32 protein-coding genes and 1 pseudogene are annotated in these 24,123 nt (G+C 62.1%); 2 read left to right on the forward strand and 31 right to left on the reverse strand.

Annotated features, from left to right (window positions below; all coding sequences use genetic code 11):
• Positions 1–56: 56 nt before the first annotated feature.
• The 5 genes from rpsK to ACQCSW_RS15340 form a co-directional block, all read right to left on the reverse strand.
• Complete coding sequence (rpsK, locus tag ACQCSW_RS15320) at positions 57–458, reverse strand: 30S ribosomal protein S11 (protein WP_018769149.1); 402 nt, start codon at positions 456–458, stop codon at positions 57–59.
• Positions 459–509: 51 nt separating this feature from the next.
• Positions 510–884 (reverse strand): 30S ribosomal protein S13, encoded by a 375-nt coding sequence (gene rpsM, locus ACQCSW_RS15325; RefSeq protein WP_111906619.1) that lies wholly within the window; start codon positions 882–884, stop codon positions 510–512.
• A 176-nt stretch (positions 885–1,060) separates the two neighbouring features.
• On the reverse strand, positions 1,061–1,174 hold the full coding sequence (rpmJ, locus tag ACQCSW_RS15330) for a 50S ribosomal protein L36 (protein ID WP_009358722.1): 114 nt from the start codon (positions 1,172–1,174) through the stop codon (positions 1,061–1,063).
• Between the two features lie 69 nt (positions 1,175–1,243).
• Entirely contained in the window at positions 1,244–1,465 is a 222-nt protein-coding gene (infA, locus tag ACQCSW_RS15335) for a translation initiation factor IF-1 (RefSeq protein ID WP_009358723.1), read from the reverse strand.
• A gap of 179 nt (positions 1,466–1,644) precedes the next feature.
• The gene (locus ACQCSW_RS15340) at positions 1,645–2,601 is read right to left on the reverse strand and encodes a P1 family peptidase (RefSeq protein ID WP_426987222.1); all 957 of its coding nucleotides are present in this window, start codon (positions 2,599–2,601) and stop codon (positions 1,645–1,647) included.
• 363 nt (positions 2,602–2,964) lie between these two features.
• On the opposite strand from ACQCSW_RS15340, the pseudogene ACQCSW_RS15345 reads away from it, so the two are divergent.
• Positions 2,965–3,195, forward strand: a pseudogene (locus ACQCSW_RS15345) (ABC transporter substrate-binding protein); the annotation flags it as partial.
• A 98-nt stretch (positions 3,196–3,293) separates the two neighbouring features.
• On the opposite strand, the gene map reads toward ACQCSW_RS15345, so the two are convergent.
• The 23 genes from map to rpsJ all read right to left on the reverse strand — a co-directional run bounded on the left by map (position 3,294) and on the right by rpsJ (position 16,211).
• Positions 3,294–4,121, reverse strand: a complete 828-nt coding sequence (gene map, locus ACQCSW_RS15350; RefSeq protein ID WP_426987224.1) for a type I methionyl aminopeptidase — start codon at positions 4,119–4,121, stop codon at positions 3,294–3,296.
• A gap of 71 nt (positions 4,122–4,192) precedes the next feature.
• The gene (locus tag ACQCSW_RS15355; RefSeq protein ID WP_354250610.1) at positions 4,193–4,762 is read right to left on the reverse strand and encodes an adenylate kinase; all 570 of its coding nucleotides are present in this window, start codon (positions 4,760–4,762) and stop codon (positions 4,193–4,195) included.
• A gap of 5 nt (positions 4,763–4,767) precedes the next feature.
• The gene (secY, locus tag ACQCSW_RS15360) at positions 4,768–6,078 is read right to left on the reverse strand and encodes a preprotein translocase subunit SecY (RefSeq protein WP_426987226.1); all 1,311 of its coding nucleotides are present in this window, start codon (positions 6,076–6,078) and stop codon (positions 4,768–4,770) included.
• Positions 6,079–6,296: 218 nt separating this feature from the next.
• Positions 6,297–6,779 carry a 50S ribosomal protein L15 gene (rplO, locus tag ACQCSW_RS15365; RefSeq protein WP_426987228.1) on the reverse strand — a complete coding sequence of 161 codons (483 nt, stop codon included), beginning with the start codon at positions 6,777–6,779 and terminating at the stop codon, positions 6,297–6,299.
• Positions 6,780–6,986, reverse strand: coding sequence for a 50S ribosomal protein L30 (rpmD, locus tag ACQCSW_RS15370; RefSeq protein WP_056344352.1), 207 nt, complete (start codon positions 6,984–6,986; stop codon positions 6,780–6,782). It abuts the gene before it with no gap.
• Between the two features lie 3 nt (positions 6,987–6,989).
• Positions 6,990–7,727, reverse strand: coding sequence for a 30S ribosomal protein S5 (gene rpsE / locus ACQCSW_RS15375; RefSeq protein ID WP_160673099.1), 738 nt, complete (start codon positions 7,725–7,727; stop codon positions 6,990–6,992).
• On the reverse strand, positions 7,724–8,107 hold the full coding sequence (rplR, locus tag ACQCSW_RS15380; RefSeq protein ID WP_056344358.1) for a 50S ribosomal protein L18: 384 nt from the start codon (positions 8,105–8,107) through the stop codon (positions 7,724–7,726). Before rplR ends, rpsE begins: the two co-directional genes overlap by 4 nt.
• A 2-nt stretch (positions 8,108–8,109) precedes the next feature.
• Positions 8,110–8,646, reverse strand: a complete 537-nt coding sequence (gene rplF / locus ACQCSW_RS15385; RefSeq protein WP_426987230.1) for a 50S ribosomal protein L6 — start codon at positions 8,644–8,646, stop codon at positions 8,110–8,112.
• A gap of 18 nt (positions 8,647–8,664) precedes the next feature.
• Complete coding sequence (rpsH, locus tag ACQCSW_RS15390) at positions 8,665–9,063, reverse strand: 30S ribosomal protein S8 (RefSeq protein ID WP_111906629.1); 399 nt, start codon at positions 9,061–9,063, stop codon at positions 8,665–8,667.
• Between the two features lie 78 nt (positions 9,064–9,141).
• The gene (gene rplE, locus ACQCSW_RS15395) at positions 9,142–9,723 is read right to left on the reverse strand and encodes a 50S ribosomal protein L5 (RefSeq protein WP_185261220.1); all 582 of its coding nucleotides are present in this window, start codon (positions 9,721–9,723) and stop codon (positions 9,142–9,144) included.
• Positions 9,723–10,082, reverse strand: a complete 360-nt coding sequence (gene rplX, locus ACQCSW_RS15400; protein WP_185261221.1) for a 50S ribosomal protein L24 — start codon at positions 10,080–10,082, stop codon at positions 9,723–9,725. The genes rplE and rplX overlap by 1 nt, the downstream gene beginning before the upstream one ends.
• 3 nt (positions 10,083–10,085) lie before the next feature.
• Positions 10,086–10,454 carry a 50S ribosomal protein L14 gene (gene rplN / locus ACQCSW_RS15405; RefSeq protein WP_024366126.1) on the reverse strand — a complete coding sequence of 123 codons (369 nt, stop codon included), beginning with the start codon at positions 10,452–10,454 and terminating at the stop codon, positions 10,086–10,088.
• 386 nt (positions 10,455–10,840) lie between these two features.
• Positions 10,841–11,149, reverse strand: a complete 309-nt coding sequence (gene rpsQ / locus ACQCSW_RS15410) for a 30S ribosomal protein S17 (protein WP_056344371.1) — start codon at positions 11,147–11,149, stop codon at positions 10,841–10,843.
• Positions 11,146–11,475 (reverse strand): 50S ribosomal protein L29, encoded by a 330-nt coding sequence (rpmC, locus tag ACQCSW_RS15415; RefSeq protein ID WP_058931719.1) that lies wholly within the window; start codon positions 11,473–11,475, stop codon positions 11,146–11,148. The genes rpsQ and rpmC overlap by 4 nt, the downstream gene beginning before the upstream one ends.
• A gap of 2 nt (positions 11,476–11,477) precedes the next feature.
• Positions 11,478–11,894 carry a 50S ribosomal protein L16 gene (rplP, locus tag ACQCSW_RS15420; protein ID WP_056344375.1) on the reverse strand — a complete coding sequence of 139 codons (417 nt, stop codon included), beginning with the start codon at positions 11,892–11,894 and terminating at the stop codon, positions 11,478–11,480.
• Complete coding sequence (rpsC, locus tag ACQCSW_RS15425) at positions 11,895–12,737, reverse strand: 30S ribosomal protein S3 (RefSeq protein ID WP_354250550.1); 843 nt, start codon at positions 12,735–12,737, stop codon at positions 11,895–11,897.
• Positions 12,738–13,103 (reverse strand): 50S ribosomal protein L22, encoded by a 366-nt coding sequence (gene rplV, locus ACQCSW_RS15430; RefSeq protein ID WP_056344381.1) that lies wholly within the window; start codon positions 13,101–13,103, stop codon positions 12,738–12,740.
• A gap of 38 nt (positions 13,104–13,141) precedes the next feature.
• On the reverse strand, positions 13,142–13,423 hold the full coding sequence (gene rpsS, locus ACQCSW_RS15435; RefSeq protein ID WP_011775591.1) for a 30S ribosomal protein S19: 282 nt from the start codon (positions 13,421–13,423) through the stop codon (positions 13,142–13,144).
• A gap of 12 nt (positions 13,424–13,435) precedes the next feature.
• Entirely contained in the window at positions 13,436–14,275 is an 840-nt protein-coding gene (gene rplB, locus ACQCSW_RS15440) for a 50S ribosomal protein L2 (protein ID WP_056344386.1), read from the reverse strand.
• Positions 14,276–14,304: 29 nt separating this feature from the next.
• Positions 14,305–14,610, reverse strand: a complete 306-nt coding sequence (gene rplW, locus ACQCSW_RS15445) for a 50S ribosomal protein L23 (protein ID WP_018773664.1) — start codon at positions 14,608–14,610, stop codon at positions 14,305–14,307.
• Positions 14,607–15,230, reverse strand: coding sequence for a 50S ribosomal protein L4 (gene rplD / locus ACQCSW_RS15450; protein ID WP_056344389.1), 624 nt, complete (start codon positions 15,228–15,230; stop codon positions 14,607–14,609). The genes rplW and rplD overlap by 4 nt, the downstream gene beginning before the upstream one ends.
• A gap of 4 nt (positions 15,231–15,234) precedes the next feature.
• Entirely contained in the window at positions 15,235–15,885 is a 651-nt protein-coding gene (gene rplC / locus ACQCSW_RS15455) for a 50S ribosomal protein L3 (protein WP_056344391.1), read from the reverse strand.
• A gap of 17 nt (positions 15,886–15,902) precedes the next feature.
• Entirely contained in the window at positions 15,903–16,211 is a 309-nt protein-coding gene (gene rpsJ / locus ACQCSW_RS15460) for a 30S ribosomal protein S10 (RefSeq protein ID WP_038464699.1), read from the reverse strand.
• 434 nt (positions 16,212–16,645) lie between these two features.
• Between rpsJ and ACQCSW_RS15465 the strand changes: the two genes are divergently transcribed.
• Positions 16,646–18,097 carry a GH1 family beta-glucosidase gene (locus tag ACQCSW_RS15465; protein ID WP_426987235.1) on the forward strand — a complete coding sequence of 484 codons (1,452 nt, stop codon included), beginning with the start codon at positions 16,646–16,648 and terminating at the stop codon, positions 18,095–18,097.
• 37 nt (positions 18,098–18,134) lie between these two features.
• On the opposite strand, the gene ACQCSW_RS15470 is transcribed toward ACQCSW_RS15465, so the two are convergent.
• From ACQCSW_RS15470 to tuf, 3 genes are all read right to left on the reverse strand, one after another.
• Positions 18,135–18,260: a hypothetical protein gene (locus ACQCSW_RS15470; RefSeq protein WP_426987237.1), complete on the reverse strand. Its 126-nt coding sequence runs from the start codon at positions 18,258–18,260 to the stop codon at positions 18,135–18,137.
• 30 nt (positions 18,261–18,290) lie between these two features.
• On the reverse strand, positions 18,291–22,301 hold the full coding sequence (locus tag ACQCSW_RS15475; protein ID WP_426987239.1) for a hypothetical protein: 4,011 nt from the start codon (positions 22,299–22,301) through the stop codon (positions 18,291–18,293).
• Between the two features lie 468 nt (positions 22,302–22,769).
• Positions 22,770–23,960, reverse strand: a complete 1,191-nt coding sequence (tuf, locus tag ACQCSW_RS15480; RefSeq protein WP_111906637.1) for an elongation factor Tu — start codon at positions 23,958–23,960, stop codon at positions 22,770–22,772.
• Positions 23,961–24,123 lie beyond the last annotated feature (163 nt).

Raw genomic sequence — 24,123 nt, forward strand, 5'->3', positions numbered from 1 at the left:
GCTGGGCTTGCCCGGACCATTGACGGTCCGGGCAAGCTCAAGCTGCTGGAAAAGCCTTAGACGCGGCGGCGCTTCGGCGGACGGCAGCCGTTGTGCGCTGCGGGGGTGACGTCCTGGATGGAGCCAACCTCCAGGCCAGCGGCCTGCAGCGAGCGGATTGCGGTCTCGCGTCCGGAGCCCGGTCCCTTGACGAAAACGTCAACCTTGCGCATGCCGTGCTCCTGCGCACGCTTGGCAGCAGCTTCGGCAGCCATCTGGGCTGCGAACGGGGTGGACTTGCGTGAGCCCTTGAAGCCAACCTCACCTGAGGAAGCCCAAGAGATAACAGCGCCGTTCGGGTCCGTGATGGACACGATGGTGTTGTTAAAAGTGCTCTTGATGTGCGCCTGGCCAAGCGCGATGTTCTTCTTGTCCTTCTTACGCGGCTTGCGAACCGCGCCACGAGTCTTCGGGGGCATTTTTTCTCCTACAGAAAGTTATTGGGGGAAGACGAGTCAATCCCGAGGGATTTAACGAGCCTTCTTCTTGCCTGCAACGGTGCGCTTCGGACCCTTACGGGTACGTGCGTTCGTCTTCGTACGCTGTCCGCGCACTGGCAGGCCCTTGCGATGGCGAATACCTTCGTAGCTGCCGATTTCAACCTTGCGGCGGATATCAGCTGCTACTTCGCGGCGAAGGTCACCCTCAACCTTGTAGTTGCCTTCAATGTAGTCACGAAGCTCAACCAGCTGGCCATCGGTGAGGTCCTTAACGCGGACGTCAGCGCTGATGCCAGTGGCAGCCAGGGTTTCGTGTGCACGGGTCTTGCCCACGCCATAGATGTAAGTAAGCGCAATTTCCAACCGCTTTTCGCGGGGAATGTCTACGCCAGCGAGACGAGCCATAGTGGCAGTGCTCCTTGAATAAACCGGAGGTCGTAGGCAGTACACCCGCACGTTCTGTGCGGCCCCAGCCTCCGACCGGGGGTTAGCTGTCCGGGCTCATACGTCCCAATTCAGCTTGTGCTGCCTTTTATTTACTTGCGTGGGTTAGCAACCCAGGATTTCCCTCAGGAGGGAAATTAGCCCTGGCGCTGCTTGTGGCGCGGGTTCTCGCAGATCACCATGACCCGGCCATTACGGCGGATCACTTTGCACTTTTCGCAGATCTGCTTGACGCTCGGCTTGACCTTCATGGCATTCCTTTGCGTGTGGCAGTTGGTCAACTGGAGCAGCCGTCAGCTCATGCTGAGGCCGCCCAGAATTTACTTGTAGCGGTAGACGATACGACCCCGAGTGAGGTCATAAGGGCTCAGTTCCACCACTACCCGGTCCTCAGGGAGAATCCTGATGTAGTGCTGGCGCATCTTGCCTGAGATGTGCGCGAGTACGATGTGCTTGTTGGTCAGCTCAACGCGAAACATCGCGTTAGGCAGCGCCTCAGTCACAACGCCTTCGATCTCAATGACCCCGTCCTTCTTGGCCATACCCTCCGCTAACTGTTGTTGTCGCAGCCCTGCCGGATTGCACCGGACAAGACCACGAACGTTTTTGTTGGATCGATTACCGCCTCCGGCCCCAAACAGGGCACAGCTGGGCAGACAACCAACAAGCCACTTTACTGTAAGTGTGCAGAAAGTCCAAACTAAAAATGAAAGTACACACCCTACCCGGAAATTGAATTTGCCGAAATCCCGTCGAGGATCGCCAAGCGTACGACGTCGGCTGCCGCACTCTGCAGGGTAATGAGGCTCACCTGCCGGGCAGTTTCGGTACTCCGGTCCAGTGCCACGTCGCCGGTGGCGAGGCAGAAGACAGTATCCCCGTCGGCAAGGGTGTGCGAAGGGTTCAGCGCCCGAGCGAGACCAGCATGCGCCGCAGAAGCAGTCCGCTTGCACTCGGCGGGGTCCAAGACAGCGTTCGTAGCAACAACAACCAGCGTCGTGTTCAAGGCAGGCGGGCCATCAGGGTGATCGAATGGGCCATCCCGGTGATTGAGCTTGTCGAAATCCCCGGCGCCCGCGGTTTCGACAGGCTCAACCACCGGACTATCGATCGGAAACCCCAGGGCGTTCACCACGGCCAGCGCCCCCACAACCACGCCGTTCTCGAGCGTGACCGATGCCGTCCCCACTCCCCCTTTGAACTGTCCGCGTCCGATCATCGCTCCGGTGCCGGCGCCCACACTGCCACGTCCGACGTCGTGCCCGTCCTTTTCGGCAGCCGCGGCAACGGTCGCCGCGTAGCCCATGTCCGCCGTGGGGCGCGCTGAGAAGTCGCCTCCCCGGCCCAGGTCGAAGATCGCCGCGGCGGGAACGATCGGCACTACTCCCCCGGTGACGGCGAAGCCCCGGCCATTCTCCTCGCACCATCGCTGCGCGCCGTGGGCCGAGACGAGCCCGTACGCACTGCCGCCGGTGAGGACGACGGCGTCCACCGTGGACACCATCGTGGTGGGATCCAAGGCGTCAGTCTCATGCGTACCCGGGCCCCCGCCCCGGACGTCCACCGACCCGACTGTGCCAGGCGGCGGCAGCACCACGGTGACGCCAGTCAGCCAGCCGTCCCCGGTCTTCTGCTCGTGGCCAACCCTGATCCCCGGCACATCCGTGATTGCTCCCATGGCTCCATTGTGCCCTGCGCCTCATTACCGGACATCCGCTTCACGATGCGCGGGATTCCCCGCGACACGCAAAATCCCTGGCGCTACCGATATTCCGGTAGCGCCAGGGGTTTTGCGTGTCGGCAGCGCCTTTGCGCGTCGACCGATCTCGACCGGCTCGATCCCATGACACCTCAGCTCACCGCCAAGCCGGGTAGTTCCCGGGCGCAGACGGCCACCGTCAGAGCAAAGGACCAGGTCGGCGTTCTGCCCCGGAACCGCAAGCGCTGGTCGCGCCGGAAACGCGCGGACTTCTTCGTTGTCCTGGCGCTGGCCCTGCCGAACCTGCTGCTCACCGCGGTGTTCACCTACGTCCCGCTGTTCACCGCCGTGCTGGCCAAGACCCCGCAGATCAAGATCGCCATGGACCAGCTGGCCGTGACCAAGGTCCAGGACAACGCCCGCGCGTTCCTGCCCGGCGCCGACCAGGAGATGGCCAAGGCCGCCGCCAAGATCCTGACCCAGGAGGGCGACGTGAAGGCCACCATGACCGAGCTGAAGGCGACGCTCGAGGGAATCGACACCAAGGACGTCAAGCCCAAGCTCAAGGCCTGACGCCCACACCTCCTGCGACACGCAAAATCCCTGCCGCTACCGGTATTCAGGTAGCGGCAGGGATTTTGCGCGTCGGCGGCGCATTTGCGCGTCGAAACCTACGGGATGGGGACTGGTACGACGCCGAGGGGCACCAGGTGCTCCGCTCCGCCGTCGGGGGCTGAGAGTACCCAGATCCCCTTTTCGTGGACGGCAACCGAGTGCTCCCATTGGCAGGAGCGCTTGCCGTCGGTGGTCACCACTGTCCAGTCGTCCTCCAGAACGGCGGTGTCGATGCTGCCGCGGACCAGCATGGGCTCGATGGCCAGGCACAGTCCGGGCTTGATCTTGGGGCCGCGGTGGCTGGTGCGGTAGTTCAGGACGTCCGGGGCCATGTGCATCTCGGAGCCGATGCCGTGGCCCACGTAGTCCTCCAGGATGCCCAGCGGCATACCAGGCACTGAGGACACGTAGTCGTCGATGGCTGCGCCGATGTCGCCCACGTGGGTTCCGGTGGCCAACGCAGCGATGCCACGCCACATGGCAGCCTGGGTGACGTCGGAGAGCCGCTGGTCCTCGGGGTCTACATTGCCCACGATGACGGTCCGTGCCGAGTCGGAGTGCCAGCCGTCAACTATCGCGCCGCCGTCGATCGAGATGATGTCGCCGTCGTTGAGGACCTTGCCGCCGGGGATGCCGTGCACCACTTCCTCGTTCACCGAGGTGCAGATGGTCGCGGGGAACCCGTGGTAGCCGAGGAAGTTCGACTTGGCACCGGCCTCGTTCAGCACCGCAGCGAAGACGTCGTCCAGCTGTTTGGTGGTGACGCCGGGAGCTGCGGCTGCCACGGCGGCGTCCAGCGCACGGTTCAGCACCAGCCCGGCGTCGTGCATGATGCGCATCTGGGCGTTGGTCTTGTATTCGATACGGGGCTGGCCGAAGGCCATGGTGTGTCCTCTCAATGGCTGAGGCTCCTCCCGGATGCCGGGAGGAGCCTCGAAAAAACTTGTTGCGTGGCTCAGGCGGTCTGGGCTGCCTTGATAGCCTGCATAACGCGGTCGGTAACCTCATCTATGCCGCCGATGCCGTCAACCTGGGTCAGGATGCCGCGTTCGGCATACTTGGCCACGACGGCCTCGGTCTGCTCGTGGTACAGGTCAAGGCGGTGGCGGATAACGGCTTCGTTGTCGTCGCTCCGGCCGGTTTCCTTGGCACGGCCCAGCAGGCGGGAGACGAGTTCCTCGTCGTCGGCCGTGAGCTGCAGGACGACGTCGAGCTTTTCTTCGCTGTTCGCGAGGATCCCGTCGAGGTAGTCCACCTGCGCTGTAGTGCGCGGGTAGCCGTCCAGGAGGAAGCCGTTTTCGACGTCGGACTCGCTGAGGCGGTCGCGGACCATCTTGTTGGTGACGCTGTCCGGAACGAAGTCCCCGGCGTCCATGTACTTCTTGGCCTCGATGCCAAGAGGAGTTTCACCCTTCACGTTGGCGCGGAAGATATCACCGGTGGAAATCGCCACGACGCCGAGGCGCTCGGAAATGCGTTCCGCTTGCGTTCCTTTTCCGGAACCGGGGGGTCCAATAATCAACATTTTCGTCATCGCAAAAGCCCTTCGTAGTGACGTTGCTGTAGCTGCGCATCTATTTGCTTGACGGTTTCAAGGCCAACGCCCACCATGATCAGGATCGAGGTGCCACCGAACGGGAAGTTCTGGTTCGCGTTGATCAGTACCAGTGCCACCAGCGGAATCAGTGCCACGAAGCCCAGGTACATGGCGCCGGGCAGCGTGATCCGGGAGAGCACGTACTGCAGGTAATCCGCGGTCGGTTTTCCGGCACGGATACCCGGGATGAAACCGCCGTACTTCTTCATGTTGTCGGAGACCTCTTCAGGGTTGAAGGTGATCGCGACGTAGAAGTAGGTGAAGAACACGATCATGGCGAAGTACAGCGCCATGTAGATCGGGTGGTCTCCTCGGGTCAGGTTGTTGTTGATCCACTCAACCCACGGCGCGAGCGCCTCGCCCGCTTTGGGCTGGTTGAACTGTGAGATCAGTCCCGGCAGGTAAAGCATGGACGATGCGAAGATCACGGGGATCACGCCTGCCATGTTCACCTTGATGGGGATGTAGGTGCTCGTGCCGCCCACGGTGCGCCGGCCGATCATCCGCTTGGCGTACTGCACCGGGATACGGCGCTGGGACTGCTCCACGAAGACCACCAGGGCAACCGTCACCAGGCCGATGATCAGGACCACGAAGAAGGTTCCCGGTCCCTGCGAGCTCCAGATGGCACCGAGCGAGGTGGGGAACTGCGCCGCGATGGACGTGAAGATAAGCAGCGACATGCCGTTGCCCACACCCTTTTCGGTGACGAGTTCGCCCATCCACATGATGAGCCCGGTACCGGCGGTCAGCGTGATGATCAGCAGGATAGTGGTGATGATGCTGCTGTCAGGAATGATCGGCAGTGCACAGCCCGGAAGCAACTGGCCTGAACGTGCCAGCGACACCAGCGTCGTTGCGTTCAGCAGGCCCAGGGCAATGGTGAGGTACCGCGTGTACTGGGTGAGCTTGGACTGCCCGGAGGCGCCTTCCTCGTACAGCTCCTGGAACCGGGGAATGACCACCCGGAGCAGCTGCACAATGATGCTTGCCGTGATGTACGGCATGATGCCCAGCGCGAAGATGGACACCTGAAGCAAGGCACCGCCGCTGAACAGGTTGACGAGCTGATAGAGCCCGCCTGCGGTCTGACCGTTCTGCAAGCATTGCTGGACATTCTGGTAGTTCACACCAGGCGAGGGGATGAATGCACCCAAGCGGAAGATTGTGATGATTGCCAGCGTGAACAACAACTTGCGTCGCAGATCAGGCGTGCGAAAGGCCCGGCCAAATGCGCTAAGCAAGCGTCCTCCTGTTGTGTTTATAAGCGTGGTGTGATGGGGGTCAATAATCCCAACAACAGAGTCTAACGGGTGGATTGGCCATGCGAACAATCCGGGAACGCGCGCATGCGGCGAACGGGGGGAAATAGTCGCCCGGCGGATGCGAAAAAACTCCCGGCGTGCAGGGCCCTGGGGCCTTGCACACCGGGAGTTCACAACGGGCCTTCGCCCACCGTCTACTAGAGAGCGGTGGTGCTTCCGCCTGCTGCTGCAATCTTTTCTGCGGCGCTGGCCGAGAATGCGTGGACGGTGACGTCAACCTTGACGGTGATGTCGCCTGTGCCAAGCACCTTGACGGGCTGGTTCTTACGAACGGCACCCTTCTCGACCAGGTTCTCCACGGTGACTGCGCCACCTTCCGGGAACAGCTCGTTGAGCTTGTCCAGGTTTACAACCTGGAACTCAACCCGGAACGGGTTCTTGAAGCCGCGCAGCTTCGGCAGGCGCATGTGCAGCGGCAACTGGCCGCCGGCAAAGCCAGCCTTGATCTGGTAGCGGGCCTTCGTACCCTTGGTACCGCGACCAGCGGTCTTACCCTTGGAACCTTCACCACGACCAACTCGGGTCTTGGCGGTCTTGGCACCCGGGGCGGGACGCAGGTGGTGAACCTTCAGTGTGTTCTGCTTCTCAGCAGTCTCTGCGGCAATCTTTTTCTCTGCCATTTACTTCGCCTCCTCTACCTTTACCAGGTGCGGAACCGTGTTGAGCATTCCAACAGTCACGGCGTCGGCGGTGCGGACAACGGTGTGTCCGATCCGCTTCAGGCCGAGGGACCGAAGGGTGTCGCGCTGGTTCTGCTTGCCGCCAATGGCGGACTTGATCTGAGTGATCTCCAACTGAAGGTCGGAGGGAATCAGGTTCTTAGCCATGGCTTAGACACCCGCCTTCTGGTTCAGGATTGCCTTCACCATTGCCGGCGGAGCAACCTCGTCCAGCGGCAGGCCGCGGCGTGCTGCCACTGCTGCCGGCTCTTCGAGCTGCTTCAGCGCCGCAACCGTCGCGTGAACGATGTTGATGGCGTTGGAGGAACCCAGCGACTTGGAGAGGATGTCGTGGATGCCCACGCACTCCAAGATGGCGCGGACCGGACCGCCGGCGATAACACCGGTACCGGCCGAGGCCGGACGCAGCATTACGACGCCTGCAGCGGCTTCACCCTGAACGCGGTGCGGGATGGTGTTGCCAATGCGGGGAACGCGGAAGAAGGACTTCTTGGCCTCTTCAACGCCCTTCGCGATAGCGGCAGGAACTTCCTTAGCCTTGCCGTAGCCCACGCCGACCATGCCGTTACCGTCACCAACGACGACCAGAGCGGTGAAGCTGAAGCGACGACCACCCTTGACCACCTTGGAAACGCGGTTGATGGTAACAACGCGTTCAATGAACTGGCTCTTCTCGGCTTCACGGCCGCCGTCACGGCCACCACGGCCGCCACGGCCGCCTTCGCGACCGCCCTGGCCCTTGTCGCCACGCTCGCCACGACGAGCGCCACCACGGCGGTCATCGGCAGCAGCTGCGGGCGCAGTGGTCTCAGTGGCCGGAGCAGCTACGGCTTCAGTCGCCTTCTGATCTGCAGACACAGTGTCCTTTTCCTTGTTTGCTTCCGTCACAGTGACAGCCCACCTTCACGTGCACCGTCAGCGACGGCGGCGATCCGGCCGTGGTACTTGTTACCACCGCGGTCGAAGACAACTGCTTCGATACCGGCAGCCTTGGCACGAGCGGCAACGAGTTCTCCAACGCGCTTGGCCTTGGCAGTCTTGTCGCCTTCGAATGCACGAAGGTCGGCTTCCAGTGTGGAGGCGCTCGCTACGGTCAGGCCCTTGGTGTCATCGACAACCTGGACGAATACGTGGCGTGCGGAGCGGTTGACGACCAGACGAGGACGTACAGCCGTGCCGGAGATGCGCTTGCGGATACGAAGCTGGCGGCGGCTGCGCGAAGCAGACTTGCTCTTGTTCGTACGCTTCTTGTTAATTGAGATGGCCATGGTTACTTACCAGCCTTTCCGACCTTGCGGCGGATGACTTCGCCTGCGTAGCGGATGCCCTTGCCCTTGTAGGGGTCCGGCTTCCGCAGCTTGCGAATGTTGGCAGCAACCTCGCCGACCTGCTGCTTGTTGATACCTGAAACAGAGAGCTTGGTCGGGGTCTCAACTGCAAAGGTGATGCCGTCCGGTGCGGTGACATTTACCGGGTGGCTGTAGCCGAGAGCGAACTCAAGGTCAGATCCCCTGGCCTGAACGCGGTAACCAGTACCAACGATTTCAAGCTTCTTCTCGTAGCCCTTGGTAACGCCCTCGATCATGTTAGAGATCAGGGTGCGGGTCAGGCCGTGGAGTGAACGGGAGGCGCGCTCGTCGTTCGGGCGGGCGACAGTCAGGGTCTCTGCTTCCAGGGAAACCTCGATCGGGCTGGCCACAGTGTGGTTCAGCTCGCCTTTGGCACCCTTGACGCTGACGACAGAGCCGTCAACCTTGACCTCAACGCCGGCGGGAACGGTGATGGGGAGACGTCCAATACGTGACATTATTCTCTTCCTTTCCCGTTACCAGACGTAGGCGAGGACTTCGCCGCCCACGCCCTTCTTGCCGGCTTGCTTATCAGTCAAGAGGCCGGAAGAGGTGGACAGGATTGCGACACCCAGGCCACCGAGCACGTGCGGGAGGTTGGTGGACTTTGCGTAAACACGCAGGCCCGGCTTGGAAATACGACGAACGCCAGCGATTGAACGCTCGCGGTTCGGACCGAACTTAAGGTCGAGGGTCAGCTTCTTGCCAACCTCAGCCTCTTCTTCTTTCCAGGAGGCGATGTAACCTTCAGCCTTCAGGATGTCGGCAACGCGTGCCTTGAGCTTGCTGTACGGCATGGACACGGAATCGTGGTATGCCGAGTTTGCATTGCGCAGACGCGTAAGCATGTCTGCGACAGGATCTGTCATTGTCATTTGGGCTCTTGCCCTTCCTCATAACGGTTTCCTCGCTGCTGCCTGAAGCATCAGCGAAGGACCTGTTACGTAGTTAGATTAGTCTTCGGCCTTGAACGGGAAGCCAAGCGCCTTCAGTAGCGCGCGGCCTTCGTCATTGGTCTTGGCGGTGGTTACAACCGTGATGTCCATGCCGCGTACGCGGTCGATGGAATCCTGGTCGATTTCGTGGAACATAACCTGCTCGGTCAGACCGAAGGTGTAGTTGCCGTTGCCGTCGAACTGCTTGCCACTGAGGCCGCGGAAGTCGCGGATACGGGGCAGAGCCAGCGTGACCAGACGATCCAGGAATTCCCACATGCGGTCTCCACGCAGAGTTGCGTGTGCGCCGATGGGCATGCCTTCGCGCAGCTTGAACTGTGCGATCGACTTGCGGGCCTTGGTTACCTGCGGCTTCTGGCCGGTGATCAGGGTCAGATCGCGGACAGCGCCGTCGATCAGCTTGGAGTCCTTAGCGGCATCTCCAACACCCATGTTCACAACGACCTTCACCAGGCGGGGAACCTGGTTCACGTTGCTGTACTTGAATTCCTCAACGAGCGTGCTCTTGATGGAATCGGCGTACTTGGTCTTCAGACGAGGAACGATCTTCGCTGCCGGAGTCTCGAGAGTCTCAGTCATTAGATGTCCTTCCCGGAGCTCTTGGCCACGCGGACACGCACTTCGCGCTTCACGCCATCGCGCTCAACGGTCTCGGTGCGGAAACCGACGCGGGTGGGCTTCTTGGTGGACGGGTCAACCAGAGCCACGTTGGAGATGTGGATCGAAGCTTCTACGACCTCGATGCCACCGGTCTTGGTGCCGCGCTGCGACTGACCGGCCTTGGTGTGCTTGGTTACGCGGTTAATGCCCTCAACCAACAAGCGGTTGGTCTCGGGGAATACGCGCAGAACCTTGCCCTGCTTACCCTTGTCGCCGCCGCGCTCAGCCTTGGCGCCAGTGATGACCTGAACGAGGTCACCCTTTTTGATCTTAGCCATGGACTAGAGCACCTCCGGAGCCAGAGAAACGATCTTCATGAACTTCTTGTCACGAAGTTCACGACCAACCGGTCCGAAGATACGGGTACCGCGGGGGTCACCGTCAGCCTTCAGGATCACAGCTGCGTTCTCGTCAAACTTGATGTAGGAACCATCCGCACGGCGGCGTTCCTTCTTGGTACGGACGATGACTGCCTTAACAACATCGCCCTTCTTTACGTTGCCGCCCGGAATTGCATCCTTGACGGTAGCGACGATGACGTCGCCAATGCCTGCGTAGCGACGGCCAGATCCACCGAGAACGCGAATGGTAAGGATTTCCTTAGCACCCGTGTTGTCGGCGACCTTGAGTCGCGACTCCTGCTGAATCACTATTTACTCCTTGCGTCGCGCCGGTTCTCAGACCGAAAATCTTCCTACGGAATGAGCCTTGCGGAACGGTTGATCGGGGTGTCTCTTGACCTGCCTGGATTTTGCCAGACCAGGCCTAAACTCCCGTGCCAAAAACATTTGCTTCCCAGGCGGATCCGGACAGGTCCGAAGCACGAGGGGGCACTATGCCGTGGCACGATTGTTTACGAGGTTGATGACGGCGCACAGAGGGCGCCATACAAACTCAATATCCTAGCACAGTTGGGGCCATCTCCCATATCACAGGGCGGCGTCCGCAGCGCAACCGCCACGAAATGCGGAAACCCCCGCTCCCAAAAAGGGAACGGGGGTTTCCGGTGCAGTACCTGCAAGCAGGCTGCGGGGTGTTACTTGGCCTTTTCGAGGATCTCGACCAGACGCCACCGCTTGGTAGCGGACAGCGGGCGGGTCTCGGCGAGGAGAACGAGGTCGCCGATGCCGGCGCTGTTCTCTTCGTCGTGAGCCTTGATCTTCGTGTTGCGGCGGATGACTTTGCCGTACAAAGCGTGCTTTACGCGGTCCTCTACCTGGACAACGATGGTCTTTTCCATCTTGTCCGAGACTACGTAGCCACGCTTCGTCTTACGGTCACCGCGTTCGCCAGCCGTAGCTGCTGCGGAAACAGTTTCCGTCACGTTCTCGTCCTTTTCACTCACTTGGCATCCTCCTCGGCCTCAACCGTTTCAGCCGTTTCGGCCTTCTTGGTTGCAGCCTTCTTGGACTTCTTCTCTTCCTTGGCTTCCACAACCGGTGCGGCAACCTCGGCACGAATGCCCAGCTCGCGCTCACGGAGAACGGTGTAGATGCGTGCGATGTCCTTCTTTACCGCGCGCAGACGACCGTGGTTCTCCAGCTGACCGGTGGCGGACTGGAAACGCAGGTTGAACAGCTCTTCCTTAGCCTTACGGAGTTCTTCAACGAGGCGCTCGTTGTCGAACGTGTCCAGCTGTGCGGATGCAAGTTCCTTGGATCCTACTGCCATTTCTATTCACCACCTTCGCGACGCAAAATGCGTGCCTTCAACGGGAGCTTGTGGATTGCCAGGCGCAGGGCCTCGCGAGCTACCGATTCCTCGACGCCGGAGATCTCAAAGAGAACCCGGCCCGGCTTGACGTTTGAGACCCACCATTCCGGTGAACCCTTACCGGAACCCATGCGGGTTTCGGCAGGCTTCTTGGTGATCGGACGGTCCGGGTAAATGTTGATCCAGACCTTACCGCCACGCTTGATGTGGCGGGTCATCGCGATACGGGCAGACTCGATCTGACGGTTAGTGACGTATGCCGGGCTCAGTGCCTGGATACCCCACTCACCGAAGGAGACCTTGGTGCCGCCCGTAGCAGCGCCGGAACGACCCGGGTGGTGCTGCTTACGGTGCTTGACTCGACGTGGGATAAGCATTTAAGCCTGTCCTCCTTCTACTGCAGCAGGTGCAGCCTCAACTGCCGGAGCAACGGCCGCCGGAGCTGCCTCTGCTGCCGGACGGTCGGTACGACGGCGGCGGTCACCACGGTCAGCGCCGCCGGCGCCACCCGGGCGGCCCGGACGGTCGCTGGCACCGCGGCCACGGGACGGAGCAGCAGCTGCCTGCTGAGCCAGTTCCTTGGCGGTGACGTCACCCTTGTAGATCCAGACCTTCACGCCGATGCGGCCGAAGGTGGTCTTTGCCTCGTAGAAGCCGTAGTCGATGTTCGCACGGAGGGTGTGCAGGGGCACACGGCCTTCGCGGTAGAACTCCGAGCGGGACATTTCTGCGCCACCCAGTCGACCGGAGCAGGCGATACGGATGCCCTTGGCACCTGCACGCTGAGCGGACTGCATTGCCTTCTTCATCGCACGGCGGAAAGCCACGCGGGAAGTCAGCTGCTCAGCAACGCCCTGGGCAACAAGCTGTGCTTCCATCTCGGGGTTCTTGACCTCGAGGATGTTCAGCTGGACCTGCTTGCCCGTCAGCTTCTCAAGCTCGCCGCGGATGCGGTCTGCTTCAGCGCCGCGGCGGCCGATAACGATGCCGGGACGTGCCGTGTGGATATCCACACGGACACGGTCACGGGTGCGCTCGATCTCAACCTTGGCGATACCGGCGCGCTCCATGCCAACTGACATGAGCTGGCGGATACGGATGTCTTCGCGAACGAAGTCCTTGTACCGCTGTCCGGGCTTGGTGCTGTCAGCGAACCAGTGCGATACGTGATCGGTGGTGATGCCGAGTCGGAACCCGTGCGGGTTAACTTTCTGTCCCACTTAGCGAGCCTCCTCTTTCTCAGGTGTAGCGACTACCACAGTGATGTGGCTGGTGCGCTTCTTGATCTGAAATGCACGACCCTGAGCACGCGGCTGGAACCGCTTCATGGTCGGGCCTTCATCAACGAACATTTCGCTGATGATGAGGTCGCTTTCGTCAAACGAAACACCGTCGCGGTCCGCGAGGGACCGGGCGTTTGCGATTGCCGACTGTACTACCTTGAATACCGGCTCCGAAGCTGCCTGGGGGGCAAACTTCAGAATTGCCAGAGCCTCATTCGCTTGCTTACCACGAACAAGGTTGACGACGCGCCGGGCCTTCATAGGCGTTACGCGGATGTGACGCGCAATTGCCTTGGCTTCCATTGCTTTCCTTCTCTCGTCTTTGACGTAAGTGCAGGCGCCTAGCGGCGCTTGCCCTTACGGTCGTCCTTGACATGGCCGCGGAATGTCCGCGTGGGAGCGAATTCGCCGAGCTTGTGCCCGACCATCGACTCAGTGACAAACACCGGAATGTGCTTGCGTCCGTCGTGTACGGCGATCGTGTGCCCGAGCATGTCGGGGATGATCATCGAACGGCGGGACCAGGTCTTGATGACGTTCTTGGTGCCCTTATCGTTTTCCCTGGCTACCTTTACAAAGAGGTGCTGGTCAACGAAAGGACCTTTTTTCAGGCTGCGTGGCATGTGTCCAGGCTCCTATCGCTTGTTCTTGCCAGTACGACGGCGACGAACAATAAGCTTGTCGCTCTCTTTGTTGGGACGCCGGGTGCGGCCTTCCCGCTTACCGTTCGGGTTGACGGGGTGACGTCCACCGGACGTCTTACCCTCGCCACCACCGTGCGGGTGGTCAACCGGGTTCATCGCGACACCACGAACGGTCGGGCGAACGCCCTTCCAGCGCATGCGGCCGGCCTTACCCCAGTTGATGTTCGACTGCTCGGCGTTGCCGACCTCGCCGACGGTTGCGCGGCAGCGCACGTCAACGTTGCGGATTTCGCCGGAAGGCAGACGCAGCTGGGCGAAGCGGCCTTCCTTGGCAACAAGCTGGATCGATGCGCCGGCGGAGCGGCCCATCTTGGCGCCGCCACCCGGACGCAGTTCAACTGCGTGGATTACGGTACCAACCGGGATGTTGAGCAGCGGCAGGTTGTTACCGGGCTTGATATCAGCACCGGAACCTGCCTCAACGACGTCACCCTGGGAGAGCTTGTTCGGGGCGATGATGTAACGCTTGGTGCCATCAACGTAGTGCAGGAGGGCGATGCGAGCCGTGCGGTTCGGATCGTACTCGATTTCGGCAACGCGGGCGTTGACGCCGTCTTTGTCGTGGCGACGGAAGTCGATCAGACGGTACTGGCGCTTGTGGCCACCACCCTTGTGACGGGTCGTGATCTTACCGGAGTTGTTACGGCCGCCCTTTTTGGGCAGCGGACGTACCAACGACTTTTCCGGCGTCGACCGCGTGATTTCGGTGAAGTCCGCTACGCTCGAGCCACGACGGCCCGGGGTAGTCGGCTTGTATTTACGGATTCCCATAATTTATTTCCTCGTTAAAGTGGTCTCCGCTACGAGAGCGGACCGCCGAAGATGTCGATGGTGCCTTCTTTGAGGCTCACAATTGCACGCTTGGTGTTCTTGCGGGTACCCCATCCGAATTTGGTGCGCTTGCGCTTACCGGCACGGTTGATGGTGTTGATCGATTCGACCTTGACGGAGAAAATCTTCTCCACGGCCAGCTTGATCTCGGTCTTGTTCGAGCGGGGGTCCACCAGGAAGGTGTACTTACCCTCATCGATCAGGCCGTAGCTTTTTTCCGATACGACGGGTGCAAGCACGACGTCGCGCGGGTCTTTGATGGTGGCTGCACTCACTTGGCATCCTCCTCGTTCTTTGCTACTGCCCGGTCAGCAACGAATGCTTCGTAGGCAGCCTTGGTGAAGACAACGTCGTCAGAGACGAGTACGTCGTAGGTGTTCAGCTGGTCTGCGTACAGAACGTGAACACCGGCGAGGTTGCGCACGGAAAGTGCTGCAACATCGTTGGCGCGCTCGATGACAACCAGCAGGTTCTTGCGCTCGGAAACTCCGCGCAGCGTTGCCAGTGCGTTCTTGACGGACGGCTTGGTGCCCTCCACCAGTTCAGCAACAACGTGGATTCGTCCGTTGCGTGCCCGGTCAGAGAGTGCGCCGCGCAGTGCAGCAGCAATCATCTTCTTGGGGGTGCGCTGGCTGTAGTCACGCGGTGTGGGACCGTGGACTACGCCACCACCGGTCATGTGAGGAGCACGGATTGAACCCTGACGGGCGCGGCCGGTGCCCTTCTGCTTGAACGGCTTGCGACCTGCACCGGAAACCTCGGCGCGGGTCTTGGTTTTGTGGGTACCCTGGCGAGCAGCAGCGAGCTGGGCTACGACGACCTGGTGCAGCAGCGGCACGTTGGTCTGAACGTCGAAGATCTCTGCAGGCAGGTCAACCTTGACAGTGCTAGTCATTGAACTAGGCTCCCTTCACGGCGGTGCGTACGAGTACGACCTGGCCGCGGGCGCCGGGGACGGCACCCTTGATCAGGAGCAGCGACTTCTCGACGTCAACTGCGTGAACCGTGAGGTTCAGCGTGGTGTGACGAACGGCGCCCATGCGGCCGGCCATTTTCATGCCCTTGAAGACGCGGCTCGGGGTGGATGCGCCACCGATTGAACCGGGCTTACGGTGGTTCTTGTGAGCACCGTGTGAGGCGGGAGCACCGTGGAAGCCGTGACGCTTCATAACACCGGCGAAGCCCTTACCCTTGGTGGTGCCAATAACGTCGATCTTCTGGCCGGCTTCGAAGAGCTCAACAGAAAGCTCCTGGCCCAGCTCGTAAGTGTCAGCATCTGCAGTGCGCAGTTCGACGACGTGGCGGCGAGGCGTGACGCCTGCCTTTTCAAAGTGACCAGCCAGCGGCTTGGTGACCTTGCGGGGATCGATCTGGCCGTAGCCGATCTGAACAGCTACGTAGCCATCAGTGTCTGCGTTGCGCAGCTGGGTGATGACGTTCGAATCTGCCTGGACCACAGTGACGGGGATGAGCTTGTTGTTCTCGTCCCAGACCTGGGTCATGCCGAGCTTCGTGCCCAGCAGGCCCTTTACGTTACGGGTTGCGGTCATAGTCTCTCAGCACCTCCCTACAGCTTGATTTCGATGTTCACGTCGGCCGGCAGGTCGAGACGCATAAGCGAATCAACAGCCTTCGGCGTGGGATCGATGATGTCGATAAGACGCTTGTGCGTGCGCATTTCAAAGTGCTCGCGGCTGTCCTTGTACTTGTGCGGAGAGCGGATTACACAGTAAATGTTCTTCTCCGTCGGCAGCGGCACGGGGCCAACTACCGTTGCGCCTGCGCGCGTGACCGTCTCAACGATCTTCCGTGCTGAAACGTCAATGACCTCGTGGTCATATGACTTCAGCCGGATGCGGATTTTTTGTCCCGCCATGTCGCCTGACTCTCTTTCAGTTAGTGCTGCTCCCGGTGAGGGCTGCTCTGTTCACTTTCCTGTTGCATGTGGCTGCCGAAGCATTTGAAGTCTGAACTACCACCCGCCGCACAAGCTGAATCCGGATGAATCCGGGTTCCTCAACCTGCCGACGTAACCGACCCCCGCGGTCGGGCGTGTCGCGCTTAGCACGCATACAAATCCGCAGTTCCATGGGGAGTGGGTTATGTTTGGGCTTCCACTTGGACCCTGACACCCGGCATTATCCGGATCGGGACACGAAGAAGCGCTTGAACAACTCATCTAGTATGCCGGATATTATGCCCAGAAGCGAATCTGCAGGCTGACACCTCCCCGTCCTGCCCACTGGGCATCTGGGCTTGGCGGCGCTTGGGGTCATTGCCTTCGGCAACATCCGAATGGATGATGGGGGAATGACCGTCGAAGATGACGTTTCCGTCCAGGATCTGGCCGGCCGTCTGCCCAGTTCGTTCACCCTGGGAGTGGCCGCGGCCGCCTTCCAGATCGAAGGCGCCCTCTCCGCTGACGGACGGGGTCCCTCCGGCTGGGACGCCTTCGCTGAGAAACCCGGCGCCATCATCGATGGACGCTCGCCCGCAGTGGCCTGCGACCACTACAACCGCTCGCCCGAAGATGTGGCTCTGATGCGGGACCTCGGCGTCGATTCCTACCGCTTTTCCATCTCTTGGCCGCGGATCCAGCCGGACGGCCGCGGCGCGTTCAACAAGCAGGGCCTGGACTTCTACGACCGCCTCATCGACCAGCTCCTCGACGCCGGCATCTCCCCCATGGCCACCCTCTACCACTGGGATACACCCCTGCCCTTGGAACACCGCGGCGGCTGGATGAACAGGGCCACCGCTGAACGCTTCGCTGAGTATGCAGGCGCGGCCGGCGAGCGTTTTGGTGATCGCGTGGACCAGTGGGTCACCCTCAACGAACCAGCCTCGGTGGTGCTGAATGGCTATGCCTTGGGCGTCCACGCTCCCGGGCAGGGCCTGCTGTTTGACGCCTTTCCCGCCGTCCACCATCAGCTGCTGGCCCACGGACTGGCCGTCCAGGCGCTGCGTTCGGAAGGGGTCCGCGGCGGCATCGGGGTGACCAACCTCCATTCCCCCGTCCGGCCGGCCACGCGGAAACTCACGGACAAGTACATCGCGCTGGTTTTCGACCTGATGCTCAACCGCATATATGCCGATCCGCTCCTCCTGGGCCGGTACCCCCGCCCGCCGCTCATCGCCAAGCCCTGGTTCCGGTCGTTCGGCAGAATCCCCGACGCCGACCTCCGCACCATCCATCAGCCTCTGGACTTCTACGGCGTGAACTATTACTACCCGACAAAGGTGGCAGCCGGACGGGGTCCGGCCGAAAGCCCCACGGGTCCCGCCGAGGCCATGGTGCGGGTGCCGTTCCACCAGGAGACGTTTCCCGAATACGGCACCACGGGTTTCGGCTGGCCGGTGGCTCCGGAGCATCTGGGCATCCTGTTGCGCGAGCTGAAGGACCGCTACCGGGATGCCTTGCCGCCGATCTACATCACCGAAAGCGGTGCCAGCTTCCCTGAGCCCGAGCATGTCACCGGCCCCGTCCACGACCAGCAGCGGATCGATTACATCGCGGGACACCTGCGGCACGCGCTGGAAGCAACGGCTCCGGGCGGAATTGCCCACGACGTGGACCTCCGCGGTTATTACGTCTGGACGCTGATGGACAACTTCGAATGGGCCGCAGGATACTCACAGCGCTTCGGCCTGGTGCACGTGGATTTCGACACCTTGGAGCGCACACCCAAGGAATCGTTCTACTGGTACCGGGCGCTCAGCCAGGCCCGGAAATCACTGGCCGGCGAAGGCCCGCCCGGCTGAACACCGGCTAACGCCCCGCTGAGGCGAACCGTCCCTGCTACTTGTCCTTGTTTGCCCGGTTGATGCGCTTGGCGCGGTCAATCTCCGTGCGGAAATGCTTCTTGGCCCAGAAAACTGCGGCGACCACAGCTACCGCGATGATCAGAAAAATCAGCCATCCCATGATGTACTCCTCTCGCTGTCAGCAACAGTATCAGTGCCGGCGTGACGGTTCCCTGCCGTCGCGCGACGGCGGGTTGGACTCAGGACCCGGGTGCATCCCTGGGCCCGCGTCCGGCACCTGACCGGTCGTTCCACGGTTCAGCCGCCAGATGGCAAAGACGATCAGCCCCACGGCGATGAACGCCAACAGCAGGAAAGTGTACTGGCGCATGGCCCACAGAATGCAGGCGGCCACCCCTGCTGCGCCCCACCAGACAAACAGCCGCTCCCCCAGGCCAAGTCCTGCCGTGAGCAACAGGGCGAGAAGCACGAGGACCCACAGCTGCTGCCCACCGGCACCGCCAAACACTACGCCCAGTCCGCTCAGGGAGAGCAACACAGACGCCGCGCCCACCAGGAACCGGCCGGCAGCTTGGTTGCCGGAAAAGTACCGCAAACCGCCGAGGACAGCGGCCAGGACCACGTACCACTGAACAACCCAGAACGGACTGGGAAGGTCGGTCAATAGCCGGCCCGCGCTTCCACCCGGCGCGTCGAGCTCGCAGATGGCAGCACGTTGGACCGCCACAGTCACGAACAACGCACCCACCTCCAGGGCGATCCGTCGCGCCCGTGGAAGTGCCTCATGATAGGAGATTCCGACGGCGGCGGCCAGTACGGCCGCAGCCGTCCAGGACGTTGCATCGTGCCGGATTCCGACGAAGACCACCAGGACGAGGCCGAGGAAGGCCGCGCCAGCCAGCGACCAACGACGCACCGGCTCAGCCTGCAAGGGGACGCTGCGCATGAGCCGCACGACAAAGAGGGCGGCCGAAGCCACGCCCGCGCCGGTCAGCCATGGCAGGAATCCTCCCCAAACGCCGGGGACTTCCGGATACGCCTCCGCCGCCAAGGCGACGGACCCGCCGAGCGCGGCCAGGGCTGCCGGCGGATACAGGACCGGCAGATCCTCGACGTGCGACGCGGTAAAGCACACGGCTGACAGGACCAGCACAGCCGCTCCCGTCACCCAGTCGGCCGCCAACGGCGAGATCAGCAGCCCAACACCGGCAAACGAGCCGGCGGTAACCAGCCACAGCCAGTGTTCGACGTCCGCGGCGCCAGCGTTCTGCCGGCGCCCGTCCTGCCGGCCCGCGTTCTGCCGCCGTCGCAAGATGCCAGCAGCGACAGCGATCAGCGCGACACCCTGCAGAGCCACCGCAGTTCCGGTGTAGCTCAGGACCGGGAACACCAGGATCGTCCCACCGAACGTGAACAGCGGGCCCAAGGCGAGCACTCCGAACAGCGCCGCATACACAGCGAAGTAAAGGGCTCCGCGGGCACTGAAGAGTCTCCTGGCCACCACAGCAGAGACCAGGAGCATCAACAGTTCAAGCAGCACTACCCAGCGGCCGCCGTCGTCGTCCTGCGCCAGCAGCCCGACGCCACCCGGCCTCGTCACGTACGCCAGCGGCAGCAACGCCTGCCCCGTCAGTGTGATCCAGACGGCAGCCTGCTGGAAGGGGATGTCAGCAAGCCGTGAGCGCATCACCCAGCGGACGGCGTGCTGGGCCGCGAGCACCAGGGCAAAGGTCACCGAAACCACAGTGGGCGAGGCAGTGATGTCGTAGCTGAGGACCAGGGCGAGGCTTGCCGTCAGCACACGGGCCGCCACAAAGTACCAGCCCTTCCTGGCCCGCTGCTGCTCGGCCACCACCATCAGCGTGGAGTACACAGCGAAGATGCCCAGGATCAGTTCAACGCGAAGGAAATCGCCGTCGCCGAGGACCAGCAGCACTACAAATGCAAACGGGGCCAACCAGACCGCACCCGCCTCCCGGCGGAGGAAGTACCCCGAGGCCGCGGCGCCGAGGGCCACAAGTCCTGCAGCGGAAGTTCCCTGCCAGTCGGCGGAACCTCCCTGCGCAAAGCTGGCGCTGCCCGCCAACTGGAGAAGGAGCAAGGCGCCCGCGTCAGCAAGAATCCCCCGGGGGGCACGACGGCGGATGGCAGCCACCAGCGGAAGGCACAGCTGAAGTGCCAGCACCGTCACGAGCACCATAGCGGGACGGACCGCTTCGTCCGCGATGACCACCGGACCTCCGTCCTGCTGTAGCTGGTGAAAAGCTGTCAGGGCAAGGACTGTGGCTGCCGCCCTGGCGAACCACCAGTAGGCCCAGCGGTGTTGGCGCAGCCGCAGACGCGTCGCCGTGATGAGCAGATACGACACCACCAGCAGCAGCGCCAGGTTTCCGGCGCCTTGTGAAACGGCCTGGAAGGCGACCGTCGCGGCCACCACGGACATACCCAGCGGCAAGGCCTCCCACACCGTTGCAACCCAGTCCCGTTCCGTGGCCGGCCGTGGAACCAACAGGGCTCCGATAGCAAATGCCGCAGCAAGCTGGATAAGCAGGCCGACGGCCGTCAGACCGTGGTACGGCGAAGTCTCAATGAACGGCAGCCCGACCAGAACCAGCGCACCTCCGGCACCGAAGACCACCAAGGTGGGCTGCGGCGCTAAGGTCCGCACGCCGAAGCGCTCCAGGAAAGCCGTAAGGAGCTGTTGGAACACGAGTGCCGGCAACAGTGCGAACACAGACGACTCGGCCCGCCCAGGAACGTCAGCCATCACGGCCGCGACCGTGACGGGGACTGCAAATGTGAGGCCCAACCGGGCTCCCAGAACCAACCGGTCACGGAAATCACCTGCCGCGAAGGCCCCGCGGATGGCCCAGAAGCCGGCGGCCAGGAGCAGCATGCCGGCGAGCGGCCACGCACCCATCGAAGGAGAAGCGATGCCGGCCAAAGCCAGTGCGGCCACTGGCGCCCATTCGGCCCGGCCGGCCCACCTGGCGGCCAGCACCATGCCCGTGGCCAGCGATAAGGCCACCGGCACCCACAGCGGCACCGTCGTGCCCGGTTCGACTGAACCGTACCCGTCAACAGCACGGAAGAAACCGGCAGCGGTCTCCTGAACGCTGAACGCCGTGGTGGCACCGAGTTGCAGGCCAAAGGTCACTGAGCCATCAATCCGCCAGCGTTCTCCAGCGGCGTTTGGGCTGCTGCCGGCGGTGGACGAGCCTGCCTGTTGCTGGGGGAACCAATCGGTCAGCCTGGCCGACAAGAAGGCCAGCCCCACTGCCTGGGCGGCAAGTAATACGCCGACGGCGAGCAGGGCGTCGGTCCCCCGGCCGGTCAGGTGCCAGATCTCGACGGCGGCAGCTACGGTCAGGGCGGCCCGCGCCGCGTAGAAGTTGATCAGCCGGAACCGCCCCGGTACAGCGGCCATCAGGGCGAAATAGCCTCCGGCCATACCGATGATCAGCGCGTACTCCGCCTTATCCAGGAGCAACGGCACGAAGGTAGCGGCAACCGCCACGGCGGGTACCACCAGTGGGTGCAAGACCATCAGCGGCCTGACATAGACCGGCGGCAGCCAGCCGGGCCGGGCAAGGGCAATGCCAGTCAGCAGCACGGCGACGGCTATGAGTACAGCGAAATACCAGACGAGCGCCCCACCCAGGATTGAAACGCCGGAGAACGCCGTCGAGGCCACGAACGTGAGGGACAGGTAGGCGAGGACCCTGCTCTCCAGCCGTACCGCCGCCGCAACATAGGCAGCGGTCCCGATCAGCGATGTAATCAGCCAGGCGGACGGGCTGTGATGCAGTGCGAAGTTGTATAGTGCCAGGCCGGTCACAGGAACCAGGGCGAGCCCGGTGCCCGTGAATGCCACGGCGGCGGGCTTCAGCCTCGGAACCCGGGCGTGCAGTACAAAGCCCGCGCCATAGAACAGCGCCGTGACTGCGCAGACGCCGGCAAAGCGCAACATGGGCGGAAGGCTGGTACCGATGAACAGAGCTGCGGCAGCCACCAGCAGCAGGCTGGCCACGTACAGCGTGATGTTGATGTTCTGCCGGTCCCGCTTTTCACGCCGGACCTGGCGCTGGGCCGGTGTCTCCGGATATGTCTGGAACGAGGCGGCCAGGGACTCCGGCTGCCCCGATGAGGTGGGCGACCGAGGCGAAAAGGGCGCCGAAGCTGACGGCGTCTGAATGATCATTCGTTCAGGTGGCGGTACCGGCAACGATTCTGGCGGCACAGGAGAAACTTCCGCCAAAGGCGACGCCGGCACCAGGGAGATGCCGACTTCGGCGGGCAGTGGCGCCGCCGGCGTGGGCACACCGCTGGATGCCGCCGTCGTACCCTCCCCCAGGGGCGGGGCCTCCCCCAGCGGCGAGTCGACTCTGACGGAACTTGGCGATTGTGCGGCCCCCGGACTCGGCTGGCCTGGCACCTGTTGCTTGGCCACGGCGTCAAGCCACCCCTGAAGGTGACCGGCGCGGTATCCCGCTTCATAAGATTCGTCCCTCACGGCGATCCCTCTCCAAAGGGCAGGCCTGCCTGCACAGTTAATCCATTGATTGGATTAACTGTAACAAAGAACAGCCCCGCTGCACTAGCAGCGGGGCTGTTCCAAACTTCGCGTCAGGCCGTCAGAGGGCCGTCAGCTCCGTAATCAACAAGTAAATTACTTGACGATCTTAGTAACGCGTCCTGAACCAACGGTGCGGCCGCCTTCGCGGATAGCGAAGCCGAGGCCCTCTTCCATGGCGATGGGCTGGATGAGCGCAACGGTCATCTCAGTGTTGTCGCCAGGCATAACCATTTCCGTGCCTTCCGGCAGGGTGATAACGCCGGTTACGTCCGTGGTGCGGAAGTAGAACTGCGGGCGGTAGTTCGAGTAGAACGGGTTGTGACGTCCGCCTTCATCCTTGGAGAGGATGTAGACGTTGGCCTCGAAGTCGGTGTGCGGGGTAATGGAACCCGGCTTGACGACGACCTGGCCACGCTCTACGTCATCACGCTTCAGACCGCGGAGCAGGAGGCCACAGTTCTCGCCGGCCCATGCTTCGTCGAGCTGCTTGTGGAACATCTCGATACCGGTAACCGTGGTCTTCTGGACCGGGCGGATGCCGACGATCTCGACCTCGGAGTTGATGGCGAGGGTTCCACGCTCGGCGCGGCCGGTTACAACGGTGCCACGGCCGGTGATCGTGAAGACGTCTTCGATCGGCATCAGGAACGGCTTGTCACGGTCACGTACGGGATCCGGAACGGACTCGTCAACGGCAGCCATGAGGTCCTCAACGGACTTGACCCAGATGGGGTCGCCTTCGAGGGCCTTCAGACCGGAAACGCGAACAACCGGAGCCTCATCGCCATCGAAGCCCTGAGCCGAAAGCAGCTCGCGAACTTCCATTTCAACGAGGTCCAGCAGCTCTTCGTCATCAACCATGTCCGACTTGTTCAGCGCAACCAGCAGGTAGGGAACGCCAACCTGGCGGGCAAGCAGAACGTGCTCGCGGGTCTGAGCCATCGGGCCGTCAGTGGCGGCAACCACGAGGATTGCACCGTCCATCTGGGCAGCACCGGTGATCATGTTCTTGATGTAGTCAGCGTGACCCGGAGCGTCTACGTGTGCGTAGTGGCGCTTCTCGGTCTGGTACTCAACGTGGGAAATGTTGATCGTGATACCACGCTGGCGCTCTTCCGGAGCAGAGTCAATCGACGCGAAGTCGCGCTGCTCGTTGAGAGTCGGGTACTTGTCGTACAGCACCTTGGAAATGGCGGCAGTCAGCGTCGTCTTACCGTGGTCAACGTGACCAATGGTGCCGATGTTGACGTGCGGCTTAGTCCGCTCGAACTTTGCCTTTGCCACAGGTTCCTCCTAGAACGTTTTCAAATGACTTACCCTTCAACCGCGCTTATCGCGGCAGAAACTCAGGCAAGTCTACTTGGGGGGCTTTGGATTGGTGAAATTGCAGATTCAGGAACTAATACTAGTCCCTCGAGCCTGTTCGTGCAGATGGCCGGGGCCCGGC

The sequence above is a fragment of the Pseudarthrobacter sp. Y6 genome (genome assembly GCF_050156205.1).
Lineage (GTDB): Bacteria > Actinomycetota > Actinomycetes > Actinomycetales > Micrococcaceae > Arthrobacter.